Genomic DNA, 20,823 nt, shown 5'->3' with positions numbered 1-20,823 from the left:
TATTTTGTTTAACTCAGTATTATATTTATTCATGCTCTGCTTTTGGGATAGATAGTGGTTTGGCGATTACTATCAGATCAAATTCAGAGCATGTTTTCAAGTTTTATTCCTTAAGATCCAACCTATGAGCTGCTTATAGGCGCTCTGCTCGGGCGGAGTTTAATTACTCATTGCGAATGTCGCTTTGGCGTAAGCAAGGTGAGCAATGGCAAATGGTGTTTCATCAAGGAACGCCTTGTGCACCGTTTACAATTTCGATGGATGATGATTAAAAATCACATAACCGTTAAAATAACCTTATTAAACATTTTATTGGGCAATTACCTCTTGTTAATGCGAACCGACCCCACTATTAGTCGACTATTAATGCTGCGAAGTGGCGCAATTGCCGTGCAATTAATCGCTGTGCTTAGCGTATATTTTTTACTAGAATATCAAATTGCGTTACTGCCTTTACTGATTGTTATTGCGTTAGAGGCTGTTTTTCAGCTTATTAGTCTATTTGCTTATCGTAATGTGAGCCGCGCTAAACCTTTAGGTATGTTGATGCAATTAACCGCTGATGTATTATTTTTAACGGTTTTACTCTCGCTAAGCGGTGGTGCAACTAATGCATTTGTATCACTGTTATTGCTCCCGATAATGATAGCCGCTGTTACTTTGCGTGAAAAAGGATTGGCATACATCGCGGTTTTAGCCATTGCTGCATATAGCTTTTTACTGATAAAGATGCCCGATCACAGTATGTATCAAATGAATATGAGTGGTCACTTTATTGGCATGTGGGTCAATTTTGTTTTAAGTGCTAGTGTAATTGCACTTGTTATTGGCGCTATGAGCAGGGCACTTAAAGAGCGAGAGCGAATTATTGCAAACGTGCGTGAAAAGCAATTACGTAATGAGCAGCTTGTTACTCTTGATGGCGCTGCTGCACAAATAACCCATCAATTAGCGACCCCTATAGCAAATTTACAGCTATTGTTTGAAGAGTTATTAGAAGATCAACCAAATAATCCCATTGTTAAACACATGCAAGCACCGCTTACTCAGTGCAGTACACAACTTAACGACTTTAGAAAACTCTCGGAGCAGTTACGCCTTAAAAATTCACAAGAACATGTGACGGTAAAGCAACTGCAAACACAAATTACAGACGCACTTTTACTGCAATACCCTGATCAGCACATTAAGTGGATTACGCCACCTATTGCAGCAACGTTGATGAGCGATGCTATGTTATTACCCGCTATTTTAAATTTATTGCAAAACGCAGCGCTCGCCAATCAAAAGCAAAGCCAAACCCAGTTAGAACTGAGTTGGCAACAAGACAACTTACATAGCGAATGCGTTTACTTATTGATTCGTGATTTTGGCTCTGGTTTTTCATCATCGCAATTAGCAGAGCTGGGTGGGCAACTTATGCCAAGCGATCAAGGAATGGGGCTTGCTGTGCTTTTATCAAACGTTACTTTTGAGCGTTTAAATGGCTCACTTACCTTGTTTAACCATACCGATGGCGGCGCTGTCGCCAAAGTTAAGCTCGCGATTGCAAACACTGAGAATAACGCCTCATGAAGTTACTTATTATTGAAGACGACATTAATTTAGCTAATACACTTGCAAGGCGCTTAACTAAGCAGGGCTTTACTTGCGAAGTGGCGCATAACCAAAGTGATGCCTTACTTGCTGCACGTAAACTGCTACCTAACTTTATATTACTAGACATGAAACTCGGTGACGATAATGGGCTGGCACTCATAAACCCATTGCGTAGTTTACTTGCACAAGCACATATTGTTTTACTAACTGGGTTTGCCAGTATTGCAACCGCAGTAGAGGCAATGCGTTTAGGCGCAAACGACTACCTTACCAAGCCAGTTGATATGGCAACATTACTAAAAGCGCTTAACACCGAGCCTGTGGCACCTACATCCAGTGCCATTGATGATGCGGTTATGTCGCCAGAGCGCTTAGAGTGGGAGCATATTCAACAAGTATTACACAGTAATAATGGTAATGTGTCGGTTACCGCAAGGCAACTTAATATGCATAGACGTACTTTGCAGCGCAAGTTACAAAAAAAGCCGGTGCAGCAGTAATTTAGTACTTAATTTAAGGAAGGTGTTATGAGTGATGATGCAGCTAAATTAATGCTTAATCAAAAAGTTATATTATTCGACGCCCAATGTAAGCTTTGCAGCGCGTGGTGTAATTTTATTATTACTCACGACACTAATACTCTTTTTAAATTATGCAGTGTGCAATCCCCAAAAGGGGAGCTGTTGCTAACACACTTTGGTTTTTCAACCACTGAATATGCCTCAATGGTGTTTGTGGAAAATGGTAAAGCGTATACGCAAAGCCATGCTTTTTTTAACGTTGTTAAGCAACTAGGTTACCCATATAAACTAGCAAACGTATTTAGTATTTTTCCAAATAGGCTTAATAATTGGTTATACGATAGGGTTGCTTTAAATAGGTATTCGTTATTTGGTAAATATCAGTATTGTAGAATTCCCAACCCAGATGATACCAAACATTATTTATAAATTAGTGGTTAATACACGGCAGTATAAGTAGATGCTAGGTTTATGGGGTTGTGTTAAAATCGCCGCGTTTAATTTTAGCTAACGGTATAAAAGGTTTTTTTCATGGCAAACACAGCACATGCACTTCACATTTTGGTTAAGCACAAAGAAATTGCAGAAGACATTATTAAGCAATTAGGTAAAGGTGCAAAGTTTCAAACCTTAGCTAAAAAGTATTCGTCATGCCCATCGGGCAAAAAAGGCGGCGACTTAGGCGAATTTGGACGTGGGCAAATGGTCCCACAGTTTGACAAAATTGCATTTAAAGGGGCAATTTTAGAGCCACACCTAGTTAAAACAAAATTCGGCTGGCATGTAATTAAAGTACTTTATCGTACTTAGTTTACTTGAGCAGTTTGGTGAATTGGCGCTATATTGGGTAGCGTCCATTACATCACCTATTCGAAATTTTATACTTTGAGCAATTAAGAATAATTCGAGTGGGTGCCATCCTAATTTTTCAATAAATTCAATGCCGTAAATATACTTATGGAAAGTTAATAAAGGAATAAGGACTTTGAGTGGAAAAGTTAAAGAATTTTTCTATAGAAAAAAATTTGCATTAATCACATTCGTTGCACTAGTTGTAGCCTTTATTGGTGTTTATGAAATTGTTGTTCACTCTAAGAGTCATTTTGATTTTTTCCCTGCGATAGGTAGTTGGGTTGGTGGAGTCGCCACGGTCTATGCTGTGTACATAGCGATAGTTGAATATTGGAAAAATAAAAAATTAGAAGGCATCAACGAGCGAATTAAAATAAACCGTCTAATTACTGATTCCTTTGCTCCAAAATTAGGATTTTCAGAGTTGGCCTTTATACAAGCAAAAAGAAGCTATGAAAGCATAGTTAATAAATCAGAAGATTTAGAAAAAAAATATAAAGATGATCTTTTAGTGGCTACAAAATCGTTAGAAGATCTTGATATAGAGATAGATAAACTCATAATTTTAGAAGAAAATATAAAAATTTCTTCTAGAAATCGATATGATGATTTAAAACCTTTTTTAGATAAAATTTTCGATTTGAGAGGGGATCTTACAGAATTGAGTTATTACGTAGATGAAAAATTATTTCATAAAAAAAACAATAATTGGTCATCTGAACTCCGGAAAGTAACAGATACGTTAAGTAAACACAGGAGTATTATTGGTATTAAAGGCATAGAAAATAATCATGAATATAAGGAATATGTGGCTAAGGTGGAAAATACAATTTTCAAACCGTTTAAAGAACAAATAGAACGTTAACATGAAAAAAGTAACACTGACCCCGGTCCTAATTTTATTAGCAAAATGTGTATTACCTAGAGACCCAATCTAAATCAAAAAAGTTACTATGAAAATTCAGACCGAGAACGGGAAGCAATTATCAGTAACTGCAAAAAGCTGCTCGCATAAAGTTTAAATTAATTAGTAAAAAATTAAAACTGCATCATACAGTCATTCCTATACGTGTAATTTAGGTTTAGTAGTAATAGCGGCTTATTTGACGAGTGATACCTGAGTAACAACATGAAAAAAGATGAACGCTTAGCCAAAAAAATAAATTCAATAGCACAGCTTTGTTTGTTCAATTATGATGGACGTTTAGTTTAATTCTTAGGGTCTAAATATGCTGTCAGATCTACTTTAATTTTTTATTGAATAATAAGTTTTATAAAATAGCAGATAAAGGTCAGGGTAGACATATTACAGATAGCATGACTAGCATTATAAATGAAAATATAAAAAGCTATAACAAGCGCCATGAGAACTTATCTGAGCTTCTAGCTAAAAAGGTATTCAAAGATGTCTTTTATTAAAATAATAATATCATTTTTTTTTATTGTATTACCAACGCTGTCACCTGCCAGTGAATTCTCACTCACTGAGATTAACGAACAAGAGTATGTTTTATCTTCCCCGAATGATGACTCTGCCAAAGTGATTGCAGATCGCCAAGCATCCAGAGATTTAGAACTTCTTGCTGTTTTGCATGTAAAATGCCTTGACAGCAACTACAGAGTACCTGTTCTACGAGGTTTTTTTGAGTCAAAAATAAGTAGTGCAGAATACCTAGAGTTTTTTATTTATGAGTTTATCAATAACCAATACCTACCAATTAAATCAATAACTTCATTAAAAGTCACATCTGATGAGATTTCAAAAGAGCACAATTTAAATTCATCATCTCAAAGTATTCCTTACGATTTCTGTGAGTATATAGACACAAAATCAGAATTTGAGAATAGTATTATTTTTTTCACTAAAGAGAACAATAAATAATCTCACTTTAATTAGCACTTTATAAGTATTAAATCCCTAGTTTAGTAAAGCGAAAATAAAAGACTAGGGTCTTATAAAGCACTAAAACCTTAACAGTGATAGAGGCTTAATTAAAGAGTGATGCCCGAGTAACAACATAAAAAGAGATGAACGCTTAGCCAAACAAGCAAATTTAGTCGCATAGCTTATCTATTATTTTCTCTTATTTAAAATTCGATGCACAACGCTGCTTCTAATTAATAAAAATTTGTGACGTTTATTATTCGCCAGTCCAATCAGGCTGATTTTCCATCCCCTCGAAGTAATCTGATGCTTTTACAAAAATGATACCGGTATAGTTCTGCTCACGAATATAATCCACCACGCGTTGATGGCAATATAAATGTGGCATATTAACATTGGCCATTTTAAAAATAAGTCGTTGTTCTTCAGGGATAGCGCGTAAAACTGAATCATCAAAAATAGTGTTATCAACAATTAATCGGTCACCTTCATCCCACAGATCTGGATCATAATCTATTTCACTTTTTTGTTTATCGATACAATCGATACCTTCAAAAAAATTAACCAGCCATAAATTTTCATGCCATTTTTCATCGTCATCAATATAAATAGTCGGAAAAAGTTGTAGTCCGTAAATATCAAATTGACGAAGAAATACCATAAACGCCTTAGGGATGATCATAGCGCCAAAATCAAGAAAGATATCAGGCAGCACTGTTTTAATGCCTAGTTTTAAGTTTTCTTCTTTGTAATTGTTAAGATAAACCATGGGGCCATCAGCAATATTAAATTTTCTGTAATGATAATAACGACGGCTTGATTTTTCATCGGTATTAATGAATAACTTATCTTTAGTATTAGCCCTGAAGGGGATGTAATATTCTTGCTGAAGTTGACTCATAGACTTGCCTTTAATAAATAATTTTGTATTGATTTTTATTCGCCAGTCCAACCAGGCTGATTTTCCATTCCTCTTTTGTAATCAGATGCTTTTACAAAAATGATACCGGTATAGTTCTGCTCACGAATATAATCCACCACTCGCTGGTGGCAATATAAATATACCATATCAACATTGTCCATCGTAAAAATGAGTCGTTGATCTTCATGGATAGCACGTAAAATCGAATCATCAAAAACAGTTTTTTTAACAACTAATGGATCACCTTCCTCCCACAGTTTTGGGTTATAGTTAATTTTACTTTTTTCTTTATCAATACAATTTATACCTTCAAAAAAATTAACCAGCCATAAATTCTCATGCCATTGGTCGTCATCGTCAATATAAACAGTCGGAAAAAGTTGTAGTCCGTAAATATCAAAGTTTCGAAGAAATACCATAAACTCTTTAGGTATGATCATTGCTCCAAAGTCATGAAAGATATCAGGCAGCGGCGTTTTACTTCCTAGTTTTAAGTTTTCTTCTTTGTATTTATTAAGATAAACCATTGGCCCATCAGCAAGGTTAAACTTTGTATGGAAATAATAGCGCCGTTTTGATTTCTCATCCCTTCCAATAAATAACTTATCTTTAGTATTAGCCCTGAAAGGGATGTAATATTCTTGTTGTAGTTCACTCATGCTTTTTCCTTCTATTTATATCATTACTATTTACATCACGGAAAACGAGGGCGTGTTGATCTTTGTGGATTGAAATTTGTTCAATCTAGGGACGATTTAATCGCGGCGCGAGGTTTGTAACCTAGTGGGCTAAGTAAAAACCGAGCAACAAAGAGTCAATCGTCCCTAGGAAGAACCCAAAGGGCAGCGCATGTTTGGTCTTTATGCTGCGTTATCGCCTATGTATGGGGAACAACCACACTTCATAGGCTCTGCCTTGCCTAAAAACCAAACATACTGCTGCAAATTCAACCACTAAAGGTCAACACGCCCTAGTCACACCATTTTATATCGACTTTAAATTTAATAAGTTGTAACGCCATCAAAGCCTTCATGGTTCTGCATGCCTTCTTCAAAGTCAGCGACTTTAATAAACTGAACGCCTGTGTATTTCATTTTCCGGATGAAATCAACAACACGTTGATGACAGTAGAGATGAGGTAGACTTACATTATTTATTTTTAGTATTAACCGATTTTCTTCTGGTATTGCATTTAAAGCCGCTTCACAAAGAGATGGCTGCTTAACTTTATGATCATCGCCTTCTTCCCATGTTTTAGGATTGTTTTTTATTCGACTTTTTTCAAAGTCCAAACAGTCTACTCTTTCATAACAGTGAATAACCGATAAACTTTCATGCCAGTTGTCATCGTCATCAATATAGACTGCAGGAAAAACCTGGATACCAGGAAGATCAAATACACGTAGAAATTTCATCATTTCATTAGGTATCACCATTTGACCCGCTACTATCATAATGTCTGGAATAGGTAATTTAACGCCTTCTTTTTTATCTTCTACCTTGTAAGAATTCATGTAAAACATAGGACCTTCAGAAAGGTTAAGCTTTCTATGTCCACGTCGCATTACCGTTTTTTTATCCATGCCAACAAATAATTTACTATCATCCATTGCCGCAAAAGGAAGATAATATTCTTGATCGTATTTACTCATTTAGCTGCCTTGGTTTGTGTGTTGTTATTGATAAAATATTGCAATATGGATTTAATATGTTGGTATGACAAAACCATCAGGGCAGTTTTCCATTCAACAAATTAACGTGACACCCATCTAATTGGGATAAATTAACGTGACACCCATCTTAATTGGGATAGCTTTGCTTGTTCAATTAAGGTATCTGTCTTGCTTTATTTTACTATATAAATTACTTGTTTATGTTCGTCGAAACTCAAATAAGTTACTGTGTCGGATGGGGTTCTGCTTATCCGACCTATGTTTTCAAATATATTTGAAGGGTGGTGGTTACCTTCTCTGCTAAGCTAGTTGTCTAATATTGAATATTCGTTGGGTTTCGCTACGCTCTACCCAACCTACGTGTTTAACTTAAATATTACGTAGGCGAGAATAGCGTTGCCTGAGCGTTCTGCCTATTAGCCGAAATAACGCCGATATCTATCCTAATTTTATACGGTTAAGCGCATCTTACGAGAATTCTAGAGGCTGTGTTAGAGATAAATCGCTTGTGATGTTACGAATAACCACACGCATTTAGTGCTGTATGTTGACGATAAAATATCTAATAAGTTTATAGTAAGATAATTCTTGTTCGCTTACTTATACGTAGTAAAAAAGGCTGCACATTGCAGCCTTTTTTAAGTGTTGAATAACAATTTTACTCGTTAAGCCTCTTGCTTGGCTTCTTCTTCACTAATTTGTTTAAGTGCTTGAATGAATGAGTCGCTTGGTTGTCCGCCAGTGAGCGCATATTTATCGTTTATGATAAACGTAGGTACTGACGTAATACCCATTTGTTTAAAGTTGTCTTGCTCTTGGCGTACGTCTTGTACGTATTTGTCTGAATGCAGGATACCGCGCGCAGTTTCTTTATCAAGACCCACTTTTTCAACAACGTCGAGTAGTGCTTCTTCTTGATTTAAGTATTTTAAATCAGTGAAGTGCGCTTCAAAAAAAGCAAGTTTAAGCTGCGTTTGCTTACCTTCTTCACGTGCCCACATTAATAAACGATGCAAATCAAAGCTGTTGATCATGATACGTTTGCCATCAAAATTAAAGGTAAACCCTGCACGTTGACCTGCTTCGAACATGTTTTTACGATTTTCGTCGCCTTGCTCTTCACTTAGGTTGTACTTTTGCATTAAATGTTCGTTTAAATCTTGACCTTCAATTGGCATATCTGGATTTAGTTCAAAAGGATGCCACGTAATATCTGCGCTCATTTCGTCTTTAAGTTGCTCTAGTGCAGTTTCTAGGTTTTTATAACCCACTACACACCAAGGGCACATTACGTCTGAAACGATATCAATTTTAAAATTTTTCATATTTATCCTTTTGAGGATTGCTTTGGTATAACAAACGATATTGGGATGAACTGCACTTTATCAATACCAAACTAAAAAGAGCAGCTATACAGCTGCTCTTTTGAAGGTATTCAGTTTAAGCGTTAAGCCCAAATGGGTCGTCAATACTGTAACTTGGCTCTGTAAACCAATGAGGGCCGGTGTCGGTCATGTAAAAATGATCCTCTAGGCGCACGCCAAATTCATCGGGTATAACTAACATTGGCTCGTTACTAAAGCACATGCCTGTGGCAAGTGGGGTTTTATCACCGCCAACTAGGTATGGCCATTCATGAATGTCTAGCCCAATGCCGTGACCAGTTCGATGCGGGCAACCTGGCGTTTGGTACTGCGGTCCTAGCCCTTGCGCCGCTAAATAGTTACGTGCGCCAGCATCTACGTCTTCGCAGGTGGCACCGATTTTAGCTACGTTAAATGCCGCCATTTGCGCTGCTTTTTCATGATCCCAAAACATTCGTTGGCGTATGGTTGGTTCGCCAAATACATAGGTACGGGTTATGTCTGATAGGTAATCGTGTACTTTACAGCCGGTATCTATTAATACCATATCGCCTTTTTTAAGTACTTGGGCGTCTTTAACACCGTGCGGAAAAGACGTTGCAACACCAAACAAAACAATACAAAAATAGTTACCTGGTGCGCCTACCTTTTGGTGTGCTTGTTTAATAAAGGCTTCTACTTCGGTGGTAGTTATTCCCTCGTAAAGCATGCTTGCTGTGGCTTGATGTACGGCTAAGGTCATATCCATTGCGCGCTGCATTAAGCTAAGCTCGTGAACAGATTTATGCATGCGGCAATGCGCCGTTACAGGCTGTGCATTGATGAGTGTTAAACCCGTTTGCGCTTTATTAATGCCGTCGAATATAAAAAATTGCGCGCTTTCATCAATGCCAATGGTTGCGTTTTCATTAATGTTTAGTTTTTTTAGTACTTCAACAAAAAGTGCATAAGGGTTTTCGTGCTCTTGCCACCCGTGAATAGGACCATCTATAACTTTAAACCCGTTTAAAGAGCCAATTTCGAAATAAGGCGCAATGTATTGTACTTCACCAAGGGCGGGTAATATTGCGCCAACCATGCGCTCGCTCGCGTACCATTTCATACCTGTAAAGTAGGTTAGGTTGGTGCCAGCGTTTAAATAAATTGCATCAATATTGTTTGCTAACATATAAGCTTGCGCCTTTGCTATGCGCTCTAAATGTTCGTCAGCAGCAATAGGGGTCAGCGTTAGTGTCATATTACTTAAGCTTGCCAACGCTTGCTCGCTTGATTGTGTACCTATACCTATAGTGGTCATGTTTTTCTCCTTGGATTTTTAGCTAGTGTGATTAATACCAAGGTAAAATTCAATGTTATGCGATAAAAGGATGCAATTACTTGCAGCTTTAAACACATAACATTCACTTTTTAGCATAAGGTAAGCGAGTTAGTTTGTTACTTGTGTGATAGCTATCAAGCCCGGTTACTGCAACTGTTTCTATTGCTTGTAAATCTAGGAAACCATCGCTTTGCAGTGCTTCTTTATCAACAAAAACATCCATAATTTCGCCAATAACGAGCTCAGTACCATTGATGGCTAAATGCTGGTTTTCTACAAATTTAACCGAGTACTTTAAGCGGCTTTCTTTTACAAAAGGCGCTGCAAAGTCGTTTAAGTATTCAGGTGTTAAGCCTGTAGCATCAAACTCAGACTCTTCTTTATCGTAACGAGCTGAGGTTTGATGAGCTTGCTTGTAAATTGACTTATTAACTTGGTTAATTGTGTAGGTGCCCGTTTGTAAAATATTTTCAAACGTATGACGCGGCACACTATGAGGGCGTATTATCATTGCGACTAACGGTGGGTTAGCCCCAAGATGAATAACAGAGCTTACAATCGATAAGTTGGTATTGCCGAGTAAATCTTGCGTGCCAATTAAATTAGCGCTTTTAAAACCCGAAAGCGAGTTGATTAAGTGTGTACGGGTATGTTTTTCAAGTGCGTCTATACGCGCTTTAGTAAAATGCATTAAAAATCCTTACCACGGTATGGTTGAGCCTTGCCAATCTAAGTAAGCAGGTTCACCGTTTAGTTTTAAATCAGGGTTATTGTTTGTTAATTCAAAAAGTTGACCAGCTACAAATTCAGGTGTAAATAATTTACCTTCAGGTACATTTTTTTGAAAGGGCTTTGAAAGTGCTGTATCGGTAGTGCCAGGATGAAACAAAATGAGTTTGGTATTTTTAGCGCGACGAGCAAGCTCTATAGCCGCCGTTTTAAATAGCATGTTAAGCGCCGCTTTAGATGCGCGGTAAGTATACCAACCACCTAATTTGTTGTCGTTTATGCTGCCTACGCGCGCACTTAATGCTGTAATAGTACACTGCGTTTTGTGGGTTAATAGCGGCAATACGCTCTGCAAACACAATAATGGCGTGAGTGTATTAGCATTTAGTAACTCGTTAAAATAATCAGCGTTTAAATCTTCTAACTTTTTTTCGGGCATGTTCTGAGTATTATGCAATTTACCGTTAAACATAATAACTTGATGTAAATCAGCTTGCTGTTGCTTAAGACTAGATGTGAGCTGAGCCAAGCTATTTGCTGAGTAGTCGGTGTTAAAGTGCTCAGTGTTGGGTGTGTTATTTATTGCAGGTTCATCTGTTTTTGAGCTAACACAGATAATTTTAAAATTGGCTGCATGATTATTCAAATGTTTAACGTAAGCTTTTGCAATAGCACTGCTTGCACCAAATAAAATAATAGTTTTCATTTGCCACCTTTGTTTTTTAAATTGCATTGCCCATTAGAACACGTTGTGTTCGGCATTAAAAATCGACTAATTGGGTGCCTGTACTTGGCGAACAGCAAATATCCGCAGTCAGCTAAAAAGCGAATAATTGGCAAGCGAAAAATTTTCAACCAGCCATGTTTTCCTACTATTTTCCATGCCTCATAAGTAACATCAAGCCCGTAAATCATTTCGCCCGATTGCTTTTGTGCTTGTAGGTAAGTCATTGCTTTATTTTTATCAATGTGCGAATAACGCTCATTAAAATCGGTGGCATTGAGATCTTCAAGAACAATCAAATTTTTGGTATCAGCTTGTTTTAGCTGGTTCATTTCGGTGCTGCATAATGGGCAATTACCATCGTAAAAAATGATCATGTTATTGCTTTGTGATTATTTTATATATGCTTTTTTACGAACAAGGTTTGCAAATCGATCTATTAAATTTGTTCTCATAATGATATTAATAGTGTCCTACGAAAAAATGGAGACTAATAAATGAGTGAACAATACGCCGCCTTGCGAGGTAATGTAAATTTACTAGGGCAACTTCTAGGACAGACAATTAAAGATGCCCAAGGCCAAGCTATTTTAGATAAAGTAGAAGAAATTCGCGCTTTATCAAAATCATCTCGCAGTGGAAACGAAGACGACAGACAAGCGCTAATAGAAGTATTACATGCGCTTAGTGATGAAGAGCTTTTACCGGTTGCCCGTTCATTTAATCATTTTTTAAACCTTGCTAATGTAGCAGAGCAATTTCATACCGTTTCGCGTTTTAATGACGTTGGCCTTGGTCAACAAAATCCTCTCACTCAAACATTAAAAACGTTAGCTACAAAAGCAGAACAAGGCCAGTTAGACAGTAATCATTTGGCCGAAACACTCTCAAAACTCCACATAAATTTAGTATTAACCGCTCACCCAACCGAGGTGACGCGCCGTACTATTATTAATAAACATGTTGAACTAAGTGATTGCTTAGCCTCATTAGAGCGAAAAGATAACTTGCCGTTAGAACGGGATACTATTTTAAATCGTATTGAACAGCTTATTAGTCAGGCTTGGCATACCGATGATATTCGTCGCTCTCGCCCAACGCCAGTTGATGAAGCTAAATGGGGTTACGCAGTAATTGAAAACAGCCTGTGGCATGCGGTACCGCGTTTTTTACGTGAATTTTCAGCCAATGTTAAAGACCAGTTAAGCTTAGAGTTACCAATAGATTACAGCCCGATTGAGTTTACATCTTGGATGGGTGGGGATCGTGATGGTAATCCGTTTGTAACATCGCAGGTTACAACAGAGGTGCTTGATCATGGTCGTTGGATGGCACTTAATTTATACATTCAAGACTTAAAAACGTTGTGCGCTGAATTATCTATGTCAGATGCCAGTGATGAGCTTATTGAGCTTGCAGGGCAAGAGTTTGAACCATACAGAGCGGTGATCAAAAAGCTTAAAAATCAGGTTGCTGAAACAGTGGCTCATCTTGGCGCTAAAATTAAAAATAAGCGCAGCGATTCACAAGACTTAATTACTAATATTAATCAGCTTAAACATCCGGTTGAGGTGTGCTACCGCTCGTTATTAAAGTGTAATATGAAAGTAGTTGCTGATGGCTTATTACTTGATTTACTGCACCGTATTAATAGCTTTGGTTTGCGTTTAGCTAAACTTGATGTGCGCCAAGATTCATCTCGCCACGGCGATGTGTTTTCAGAACTGACTCGTTACTTAGGTTTAGGCGACTACAACCAATGGCAAGAGCAAGACAAACAAGCCTTTTTACTTGCAGAGCTTAACTCGCGCAGACCGCTTATTCCAAAACATTGGCAACCAAGCCCAGATGTACAAGAAGTACTTGATACCTTTGATGTAATTGCCAAGCAAGACGAAGCAACATTTGGTTTGTATATTATTTCGATGGCGCGAACAGCGTCAGACATCTTAGCAGTACAACTATTGCTAAAAGAAAGTGGCTGTAGCTTTGATTTACCAGTAGCACCGTTGTTTGAAACACTCGACGATTTAAACGCAGGCAGTGATGTAATTACCACATTGCTTGATAATGTTTGGTATCGCGGACACATTAAAAACACCCAAAACGTAATGATTGGTTATTCTGATTCAGCTAAAGATGCCGGCATGATGGCAGCAGGGTGGGCGCAGTACGAAGCAATGGATAAACTAGTACAGCTTGCTGATGCACGCGGTATTGAGCTTGTTTTATTCCACGGACGTGGTGGTACAGTAGGGCGTGGTGGTGCACCCGCTGCACAAGCGCTGCATTCACAACCACCTGGCTCATTAAAAGGTGGTTTGCGTGTAACCGAGCAAGGCGAGATGATTCGCTTTAAATTTGGTTTACCCGATGTAGCACTGCAAAGCTTAAATATTTATGCCGGTGCAGTACTGCAAAGTAACTTATTACCGCCGCCGGAGCCAAAACCAGAATGGCGCGAAGTAATGAAGCTAATAAGTGAGGAGTCGTGTGAACATTACCGTAATGTAGTTCGCCATGATGAAAACTTTGTACCTTACTTTAGAATGGCAACACCTGAGCTTGAACTGTCTAAGTTACCACTTGGTTCTCGCCCTGCAAAACGTAATCCTAATGGTGGCGTTGAAAGTTTACGTGCTATTCCATGGATTTTTGCTTGGAGCCAAAACCGTTTAATGCTTCCAGCATGGTTAGGTGCGTTAACAGGCTTAAAAGCTGCGCTTAATAAGTACGGTGCAGAAACCCTAAACGAAATGAGCTTACAATGGCCGTTCTTTAGATCGCGCTTAGAAATGCTAGAAATGGTATTTAGTAAAGCCGATTGCTGGTTGAGTGAGCATTACGACAATGCGCTAGTGGAAGATATGTACAAACCACTGGGTGTAACACTTCGTAAAGAGCTTCAAGAAGCCATTAGCTTAGTGCAATCACTTAGCCCGCAAAAAAGCCTCTTAGCCGAACAGCCTTGGATTAAAGAGTCGATTAGTTTACGTAACCCGTACACCGATCCACTTAATTTATTACAAGTTGAGCTTTTACGCCGTGCTCGCTCAGAGGAAAAACGCAACGAAGGTGACATTGATAATGCATTAATGATCACAATGACAGGTATTGCAGCAGGCATGCGTAATACCGGCTAACATGTTATTTTATTAGGTATACCAGTTAAAATTAAAGGGAGCACGCGATGTGCTCCCTTTTTTTGCGTTTAATAACCTAGCAATTAGCGGCTTAACCTTTTAAACTACTTAGCCATTGAATAATGAAAAAATGTTATGGCTTCAGCAACTTTTACTGTACAGCAAGATACAGCACTTACAAATTCGCACATCACATTAAACGTAGCGCAAACAGCGTCATTACGTAGTCAATTAAAATCACAATGTGGCATATTAAATTCTAATAATATTAAACAGTTATGCACGCAGCTTAATGTATCTGATGATGCATTATTACAAGGTTTAGTGCCTTTAGCTTCTGAGTTTGCTGTTGCACCGGTATCGCATTTTCATGTGGGTGCAATTGTTAAAGCGCTTGATGAAAAAGGCGAGGTAAACTTTTACTTTGGTGCAAATGTAGAATTTAACCAGCAAGCGTTGAGTTTAGTCGTTCATGCAGAGCAATCGGCAATAAATAACGCATGGTTAAACGGCGCTAAAAAAATAGTTAAAATAGCGATTAGCGATGCACCGTGTGGGTATTGCCGCCAGTTTATGAATGAACTAGCCGATGCAAAAGAGTTTGATATTTTACTTCCTGGTCAGCAATTTAAACTCGCTGAGCTACTGCCGCATTCATTTGGTCCTACCGATTTAGGTAACGAATTTAGCTTATTTAACCCAAAACCACAGCAAGCCAAGTTTAGCGTTGATGATGTTTATGAAACACTTGCTCGTTTTGCTCTTAATGCTTATGCACCTTACAGCCAAAACTTTAGCGCCGTAAAAATAAGTACATTTGGTGATGGTGATTTTTACGGAAGTTACGCCGAAAATGCAGCTTACAGCCCAAGTTTATCGCCACTACAAAGTGCGCTAAGTCAGTTCTTTTTAGCTGGGCTTAGCTTTAACGAAAGCACGGTGAAGGGAATAACATTGTTAGAAACTGCAGGCCGAGAAAATCAGTCGCAAGTAGCAAAAGCTGTGCTTGCCAGTTTTACGCATTTACCAACACTTAAAGTAATTAGCGCACCACTTAAATAGTGGCTCGCATACAATAAAGCACAGCCAGAGCTGTGCTTTATTAAAACGTGCCATTTTATCGCATTAAATAACTCACTAACAGCGTTAAAAATTATTCATATAAAACAACTATACTTCATAATTTTTGCTTGTTACTGAGCCATTTTCTTATCGTTATAATAGCCCACTAATTAATATAACCTATATTAATCAAGTAATACTTTAGCTGCTTCTAATACGACTGCTACAGATTTACGTTCAATTTCACCGTGGTCAACATTTGGTATTTCTTGGCGAGTACGGTTAACAAGTACGCCTGCTACACATGCAGCTTGTAAACCAAGGGCTGCACACATAGTAAATAATGTTGCTGATTCCATTTCGTAGTTCATCACGCCCAGTTTTTGCCACTCTTCGCAGCTACCTTGTAGTGATTTAGGAACGTAACCAGAATGCGTATCGTAACGCTCTTGCCCTGGGTAGAATGTGTCGCTTGATGCAGTAATACCAATATGGAAGTCGATATTTAAGTTTTTACATGCTTGTACCATAGCTTGTGTTGCATAAAAGTCAGACACAGCAGGGTAGCTAAGCGGTGCAAAATGTTGGCTAGCACCGTCTAAACGTACAGACGCTTGGCTAATTAAAATTTCGCCTTCGTTAATATGTGGCTGAATTGCACCTGTTGTACCAATGCGTAAAAATTTACGCACGCCAAGTTGTGCTAATTCTTCTACTGCAATAGACGTAGATGGACCACCAATACCCGTAGAACAAACAACCACAGAATGGCCATTTAATTGACCTAAATAAACATGAAACTCACGAGTTTGAGCAAGGCAGGTTGGATTGTCTAGGAATTGTGAAATGCGTGCAGCACGATCTGGGTCACCTGGTACAATCGCAAGTTTTGCACCTTTAAGATCGTCAATACATAGTCCTAAGTGAAATACCTTTTCCATAGCTAAGCCTTATTATAATAAATTGTGTCAATCTAGCATCATTGCTAGAAACGTTTACTAAGTACAGGACGATTGTCCGTTTTACCTTAACTCCTCCAATTAAGACTTAATAATGTTATGTGCCAATTTGATTTATTCATCAACTATGAATATTCAACCAAGTACTTATATACCCAGCACAAACGCACTGTTGACTTGTTCAAGTAGACATAATAAGTATCACTCAAGCGCGTAACTACAATTAAATAGTTGATTGCCTAATGCTATTAATTTCAATTAAATTCAACCACTTACATCGAACTTGGTTGCTTCAGAGCTAAAGTGTTTATTTACTTTAGGCACTGATTTATTTAGCAAAGTAAATTTTATTTGAAGTTTAGGCATTTTTAGTAATTTTGCATAACTAATCAAAATTAATTAGCTACGTACAGAATAAAAAACGAAAGGGTTTATTATGAGCACACAATTTGAAGCATTTAAAAACAAAGTTGAGCACTGTTTGTGCGCACCAGGTGATGGCGTATACACAGTAAACACTGCAAAAGAGCGCAAAGCCGCACTGCGTAATAAACTTTATGGGCAAACTGAAAACGTTGATAACTTATGGCGTGAATCATTAAATGAATTACCAAATTCGCCACATAAAGCGGTAATGCTAGGTATTAGCTCTGATTGTGGCGGTGGTATTTTACGCGGCGCAAATTGGGGGCCATTGTTTGTGCGCTCAGCATTAATTGATCAGCAACCGCAGTGCCATTCGTTTGATTTAGGTGATGTACGTGTAATTCCGCATTTACTTCATGATAAATACCTAAATGATGCAACCATTTCTAATTGCCAAAAAGCCCTATACGGGAGCGAAGATAACGACTATTACGTAAGTCCGTTATCAATCACTGAGGATGTATGCGACAGTTTTTACGCAACATTTAAAGATAAAGGGATATTTGGCATTGGTGGCGATCACTCAATAAGTTACCCACTTACTAAAGCGTACTTAAAAGCAAAACGTGAGCAGGGCAAACGCACCGCTATTATTCACTTTGATGCCCATACCGATTTACTTGTTGAGCGCTTGGGCATTGATTTATGTTTTGGCTCTTGGTGTACACATATTTTAGAATTTTTACCGGCACCACATCATTTAATTCAATTTGGTATACGCTCAAGTGGTAAGCCTAAAGCGCACTGGGAAAGTACCTTTGGCGTTAAGCAACATTGGGCTGCTGATATTATTGAGCGTGGCGCAGCAGCGGTTGCTGCCGATGCTATTGCGCAATTAAAGGCTGATAACGTAGATGAAGTATACGTAAGCTTTGATATTGATGCGCTTGATGCAGAGTTTGCATCTGCCACCGGTACGCCAGAGCATAACGGTTTAACACCACAGCATGCGCTTGATATTTTATCAGCCATTGCAGATGAGTTCCCGATTACGGGTGCGGATATGATGGAAATAGCGCCATTTACCGACAGCTCTTTAGTTGGTCAGTCAAGCTCTGAAACAACACTTAGAGAAGGGGCAAAAATTTCAGCCTTTTTGATTAATGCAATGAACAAGTAATAATCTTAATTTAGCTAATTAAGTAATCTAGTCCTATCTACGTATATGGCTAGATTTATATTGCAAGAACTGGCAGTTAACCTGCTCTAAGCTATATTTAGCGTATACCTAGTATAAGCATTTAAAGGTTTCGTTGAATGAAGGTTTTATTATTTTTTTTATGCATCTTAAATATTAGTGTTAGTGCAACAGAAATAACATTGGTGACTGAAGTTTTCCCTGATTTACAGTATATAAATAAAGATAATCAACTAGTCGGTAGCTCAATCGACAAAGTAAATAAAGCACTTGATGGCTCAGGTATTGATTACACTATTTTAGTTCATAATTGGACCGTGTCTTATAATGCTGTACTACGTGACAAGTACACCTGTATTTTTTCTATGGTTAGACTGCCAAACAGAGAAAAAAAGTTTACCTGGATAGCTGAACTCGAACCTTTTGACTCTGCTATTTATGCCCTAAAATCTCGCAGTATAAAACTAAATACTTTAAACGATGCTAAACGCTATAAAACAGCCGTACTTAGAGAAAACTTTAGCCATCACTATTTAGTTGAGCGAGGGTTTAGTGAGTCCCAGCATTTATTACTAATCGACAACTTAGATAAAATAGATAAATTAGTGAGTACAAGGCACGATATTTTAGATTTTATAGTATTAAGTAAAAAGCAATTTGCTCATAGAGCTAAAACTGAACCAAAGTTAAAGTTACTTGAACCCGTACTGAGCTTAAACACCGCACAATCTCCTTTGTACTTTGCGTGCAATATTAATATGGATCCTTCCTTAGTAACTCAATTAAAAGCCGCCTTTAGTAAAATTTAAAGAGTGAAATTTATAGTTTTACAAGCTTAACTAATTGAAATTTAGTGGTTAAAATATATATTGTAAATTTAAATTGCTGCGTTTAAAAAAGCGATTATAATCAGCTGCTTTTGTTTCAAAAGCACTAACTTTTTTGGAGCGTTAAATGGGTGATTTAATCGGGATTAGCTTATTGATCTTGATCAGTGCGTTGTTTGCTATGTCGGAAATAGCAATTGCAGCGTCACGAAAAATAAAGCTGCGAGTAATGGCAGATGAAGGCAATATAAAAGCGGCTGCGGTATTAAAACTGCAAGAGAATCCGGGTGCTTTTTTTGCCATGATTCAAATAGCACTCAATGCAATTGCTATACTGGGCGGTATTGTAGGCGAGCAGGCACTATCTCCTTATGTTGAAAGTATATTAGTACTTTTTTATCAAGGCGCGCATTTAGAAAAAATTAGCTTTTTATTCTCGTTTTTTACTATTACTTCTTTATTTATATTGTTTGCCGATTTAATGCCAAAACGCTTAGCGATGATCATGCCTGAAGCGGTAGCAGTTAGAGTGGTGACAATAATGCGCTGGGTTACCTTTGCATTAACGCCGCTGGTTATGTTTTTTAACGGCGTAACAAACTTTGTACTGCGTTTATTTAAAGTACCGGCTGAGCGAGAAGACAATGTAACAACGGAAGATATTGTAGCAATGATGGACGCAGGTGCTGCATATGGCAGCTTACAAAAACAAGAATACGAACTCATTGGTAATGTGTTTGACCTAGAAGCCCGATTTTTATCGAGTGTAATGACGCCTCGCGACCAAATTGTGTATTTTGATTTAAACGAAAGCAGCCATGATATTGCGACTAAAATTATTGACCATCCTCATAATCACTTTTTAGTGGTATCAGGAAACTTAGATAAATTACATGGCTCAGTAGAATCTAAAGATATTTTAAGGCAAGTGCTTAAAGGTGATGTAGCAAATATAAATGATGAGCTTATTGATAAGGATGTTTTTTACCTTCCAGAAACACTGAGCTTATCTGAGGCGTTAAATGCATTTAAAAGTGCAGCAAAACCATTTGCCGTTGTGGTTAATGAATATGCTTTATCGGTCGGTATTGTTACGGTTAAAGATTTAATGAAAGGCTTTATGGGGGATTTAATTACCCATCAAGGTGATGAGCTAATAATTGAGCGCGACATGGACTCTTGGCTGGTGGATGGTTTAACACCTATTACTGATTTAGCTAAAGTATTAGATATAGAAGAGTTTCCACAGCAAATGCATTACGAAACGGTTGCTGGTTTTTTAATTTATACCATGAAACGTATTCCTAAACGTGCCGAACATTTTACGTATGCAGGGTTTAAGTTTGAGGTTGTTGATGTAGAAGGAATTAGGGTGGAGCAGTTACTTGTTTCCCGAGTAGCTCCTACAATAACGTCACCACCTGTAACTGAGTAAATTGCACTTTTAAAGTGAGAGTATTTATCTATAGGTACATTTAAAGGCCAAGCTATGCTTGGCTTTTTGTTTTTAATTAGTAAATAACCATTACTGCTATTTTATTAATAAGCTAGATTATTTAATTTTCATCAGGTTAACATGGTGCACTACCTAATACTTACATTGTTTTTTTAGAGTGTAAGTTTCTATAAATTTCGTCGTATTAAGATTCATTATTGAACACTTTTACTTTAGAATGATCGT

Annotated in this window: 20 protein-coding genes; 11 read left to right on the top strand and 9 right to left on the bottom strand. The window is 37.7% G+C overall.

Annotated elements, in window-relative coordinates; translation table 11 throughout:
• The first annotated feature begins 333 nt into the window (after positions 1-333).
• From I6F65_RS07705 to I6F65_RS07680, 6 genes are all read left to right on the top strand, one after another.
• Entirely contained in the window at positions 334-1,575 is a 1,242-nt protein-coding gene (locus I6F65_RS07705) for a HAMP domain-containing sensor histidine kinase (protein WP_197112291.1), read from the top strand.
• Positions 1,572-2,099, top strand: a complete 528-nt coding sequence (locus tag I6F65_RS07700) for a response regulator transcription factor (RefSeq protein WP_024610367.1) — start codon at positions 1,572-1,574, stop codon at positions 2,097-2,099. Before I6F65_RS07705 ends, I6F65_RS07700 begins: the two co-directional genes overlap by 4 nt.
• A gap of 27 nt (positions 2,100-2,126) precedes the next feature.
• Positions 2,127-2,549, top strand: coding sequence for a thiol-disulfide oxidoreductase DCC family protein (locus I6F65_RS07695; RefSeq protein WP_197112287.1), 423 nt, complete (start codon positions 2,127-2,129; stop codon positions 2,547-2,549).
• Between the two features lie 102 nt (positions 2,550-2,651).
• Positions 2,652-2,930: a peptidylprolyl isomerase gene (locus I6F65_RS07690; RefSeq protein ID WP_008171402.1), complete on the top strand. Its 279-nt coding sequence runs from the start codon at positions 2,652-2,654 to the stop codon at positions 2,928-2,930.
• Positions 2,931-3,105: 175 nt separating this feature from the next.
• Entirely contained in the window at positions 3,106-3,837 is a 732-nt protein-coding gene (locus I6F65_RS07685) for a hypothetical protein (protein WP_024610365.1), read from the top strand.
• Between the two features lie 540 nt (positions 3,838-4,377).
• Positions 4,378-4,854 (top strand): hypothetical protein, encoded by a 477-nt coding sequence (locus I6F65_RS07680; RefSeq protein WP_024610364.1) that lies wholly within the window; start codon positions 4,378-4,380, stop codon positions 4,852-4,854.
• Between the two features lie 259 nt (positions 4,855-5,113).
• On the opposite strand, the gene I6F65_RS07675 is transcribed toward I6F65_RS07680, so the two are convergent.
• The 8 genes from I6F65_RS07675 to I6F65_RS07640 all read right to left on the bottom strand — a co-directional run bounded on the left by I6F65_RS07675 (position 5,114) and on the right by I6F65_RS07640 (position 11,964).
• Positions 5,114-5,758, bottom strand: a complete 645-nt coding sequence (locus I6F65_RS07675; RefSeq protein ID WP_197112285.1) for a DUF1629 domain-containing protein — start codon at positions 5,756-5,758, stop codon at positions 5,114-5,116.
• A gap of 35 nt (positions 5,759-5,793) precedes the next feature.
• Positions 5,794-6,438 carry a DUF1629 domain-containing protein gene (locus tag I6F65_RS07670; RefSeq protein WP_197112283.1) on the bottom strand — a complete coding sequence of 215 codons (645 nt, stop codon included), beginning with the start codon at positions 6,436-6,438 and terminating at the stop codon, positions 5,794-5,796.
• A 342-nt stretch (positions 6,439-6,780) separates the two neighbouring features.
• The gene (locus I6F65_RS07665) at positions 6,781-7,431 is read right to left on the bottom strand and encodes a hypothetical protein (protein WP_197112281.1); all 651 of its coding nucleotides are present in this window, start codon (positions 7,429-7,431) and stop codon (positions 6,781-6,783) included.
• 686 nt (positions 7,432-8,117) lie between these two features.
• Complete coding sequence (locus tag I6F65_RS07660) at positions 8,118-8,777, bottom strand: DsbA family oxidoreductase (RefSeq protein ID WP_197112279.1); 660 nt, start codon at positions 8,775-8,777, stop codon at positions 8,118-8,120.
• Between the two features lie 115 nt (positions 8,778-8,892).
• Positions 8,893-10,113, bottom strand: coding sequence for a Xaa-Pro peptidase family protein (locus I6F65_RS07655; RefSeq protein ID WP_024611542.1), 1,221 nt, complete (start codon positions 10,111-10,113; stop codon positions 8,893-8,895).
• A 103-nt stretch (positions 10,114-10,216) separates the two neighbouring features.
• Positions 10,217-10,825, bottom strand: a complete 609-nt coding sequence (locus I6F65_RS07650; protein ID WP_024611541.1) for a flavin reductase family protein — start codon at positions 10,823-10,825, stop codon at positions 10,217-10,219.
• A gap of 9 nt (positions 10,826-10,834) precedes the next feature.
• On the bottom strand, positions 10,835-11,569 hold the full coding sequence (locus I6F65_RS07645) for an SDR family NAD(P)-dependent oxidoreductase (protein ID WP_197112278.1): 735 nt from the start codon (positions 11,567-11,569) through the stop codon (positions 10,835-10,837).
• Complete coding sequence (locus I6F65_RS07640) at positions 11,566-11,964, bottom strand: thiol-disulfide oxidoreductase DCC family protein (protein WP_197112276.1); 399 nt, start codon at positions 11,962-11,964, stop codon at positions 11,566-11,568. The genes I6F65_RS07645 and I6F65_RS07640 overlap by 4 nt, the downstream gene beginning before the upstream one ends.
• 120 nt (positions 11,965-12,084) lie before the next feature.
• Between I6F65_RS07640 and ppc the strand changes: the two genes are divergently transcribed.
• Both ppc and cdd read left to right on the top strand, forming a co-directional pair.
• Entirely contained in the window at positions 12,085-14,730 is a 2,646-nt protein-coding gene (gene ppc, locus I6F65_RS07635; protein WP_197112274.1) for a phosphoenolpyruvate carboxylase, read from the top strand.
• A 135-nt stretch (positions 14,731-14,865) separates the two neighbouring features.
• On the top strand, positions 14,866-15,792 hold the full coding sequence (gene cdd, locus I6F65_RS07630; protein ID WP_197112272.1) for a cytidine deaminase: 927 nt from the start codon (positions 14,866-14,868) through the stop codon (positions 15,790-15,792).
• 185 nt (positions 15,793-15,977) lie between these two features.
• Here cdd and udp read toward each other — a convergent pair whose 3' ends face one another.
• Positions 15,978-16,733, bottom strand: a complete 756-nt coding sequence (gene udp / locus I6F65_RS07625; RefSeq protein ID WP_007582384.1) for a uridine phosphorylase — start codon at positions 16,731-16,733, stop codon at positions 15,978-15,980.
• 454 nt (positions 16,734-17,187) lie between these two features.
• Here udp and I6F65_RS07620 point away from each other — a divergent pair, with 454 nt between their 5' ends.
• From I6F65_RS07620 to I6F65_RS07610, 3 genes are all read left to right on the top strand, one after another.
• Positions 17,188-18,297 (top strand): arginase family protein, encoded by a 1,110-nt coding sequence (locus tag I6F65_RS07620; RefSeq protein WP_166113942.1) that lies wholly within the window; start codon positions 17,188-17,190, stop codon positions 18,295-18,297.
• A 137-nt stretch (positions 18,298-18,434) separates the two neighbouring features.
• Positions 18,435-19,124: an ABC transporter substrate-binding protein gene (locus tag I6F65_RS07615; protein WP_166113939.1), complete on the top strand. Its 690-nt coding sequence runs from the start codon at positions 18,435-18,437 to the stop codon at positions 19,122-19,124.
• 145 nt (positions 19,125-19,269) lie between these two features.
• Positions 19,270-20,577, top strand: a complete 1,308-nt coding sequence (locus I6F65_RS07610; protein WP_166113936.1) for a hemolysin family protein — start codon at positions 19,270-19,272, stop codon at positions 20,575-20,577.
• Positions 20,578-20,823 lie beyond the last annotated feature (246 nt).

The sequence above is a fragment of the Pseudoalteromonas sp. SWXJZ94C genome (genome assembly GCF_015864385.1).
Classification (GTDB): Bacteria; Pseudomonadota; Gammaproteobacteria; order Enterobacterales; family Alteromonadaceae; genus Pseudoalteromonas.
This window is presented reverse-complemented; position numbering and strand designations above follow the sequence as displayed.

Excerpts from the sequence above, each read along its gene's own strand:
- I6F65_RS07705 (WP_197112291.1), top strand. The coding sequence starts at position 334 with ATGCGAACCGACCCCACTATTAGTCGACTATTAATGCTGCGAAGTGGC.
- I6F65_RS07700 (WP_024610367.1), top strand. The coding sequence starts at position 1,572 with ATGAAGTTACTTATTATTGAAGACGACATTAATTTAGCTAATACACTT.
- I6F65_RS07695 (WP_197112287.1), top strand. The coding sequence starts at position 2,127 with ATGAGTGATGATGCAGCTAAATTAATGCTTAATCAAAAAGTTATATTA.
- I6F65_RS07690 (WP_008171402.1), top strand. The coding sequence starts at position 2,652 with ATGGCAAACACAGCACATGCACTTCACATTTTGGTTAAGCACAAAGAA.
- I6F65_RS07680 (WP_024610364.1), top strand. The coding sequence starts at position 4,378 with ATGTCTTTTATTAAAATAATAATATCATTTTTTTTTATTGTATTACCA.
- I6F65_RS07675 (WP_197112285.1), bottom strand. The coding sequence starts at position 5,758 with ATGAGTCAACTTCAGCAAGAATATTACATCCCCTTCAGGGCTAATACT.
- I6F65_RS07670 (WP_197112283.1), bottom strand. The coding sequence starts at position 6,438 with ATGAGTGAACTACAACAAGAATATTACATCCCTTTCAGGGCTAATACT.
- I6F65_RS07665 (WP_197112281.1), bottom strand. The coding sequence starts at position 7,431 with ATGAGTAAATACGATCAAGAATATTATCTTCCTTTTGCGGCAATGGAT.
- I6F65_RS07660 (WP_197112279.1), bottom strand. The coding sequence starts at position 8,777 with ATGAAAAATTTTAAAATTGATATCGTTTCAGACGTAATGTGCCCTTGG.
- I6F65_RS07655 (WP_024611542.1), bottom strand. The coding sequence starts at position 10,113 with ATGACCACTATAGGTATAGGTACACAATCAAGCGAGCAAGCGTTGGCA.
- I6F65_RS07650 (WP_024611541.1), bottom strand. The coding sequence starts at position 10,825 with ATGCATTTTACTAAAGCGCGTATAGACGCACTTGAAAAACATACCCGT.
- I6F65_RS07645 (WP_197112278.1), bottom strand. The coding sequence starts at position 11,569 with ATGAAAACTATTATTTTATTTGGTGCAAGCAGTGCTATTGCAAAAGCT.
- I6F65_RS07640 (WP_197112276.1), bottom strand. The coding sequence starts at position 11,964 with ATGATCATTTTTTACGATGGTAATTGCCCATTATGCAGCACCGAAATG.
- ppc (WP_197112274.1), top strand. The coding sequence starts at position 12,085 with ATGAGTGAACAATACGCCGCCTTGCGAGGTAATGTAAATTTACTAGGG.
- cdd (WP_197112272.1), top strand. The coding sequence starts at position 14,866 with ATGGCTTCAGCAACTTTTACTGTACAGCAAGATACAGCACTTACAAAT.
- udp (WP_007582384.1), bottom strand. The coding sequence starts at position 16,733 with ATGGAAAAGGTATTTCACTTAGGACTATGTATTGACGATCTTAAAGGT.
- I6F65_RS07620 (WP_166113942.1), top strand. The coding sequence starts at position 17,188 with ATGAGCACACAATTTGAAGCATTTAAAAACAAAGTTGAGCACTGTTTG.
- I6F65_RS07615 (WP_166113939.1), top strand. The coding sequence starts at position 18,435 with ATGAAGGTTTTATTATTTTTTTTATGCATCTTAAATATTAGTGTTAGT.
- I6F65_RS07610 (WP_166113936.1), top strand. The coding sequence starts at position 19,270 with ATGGGTGATTTAATCGGGATTAGCTTATTGATCTTGATCAGTGCGTTG.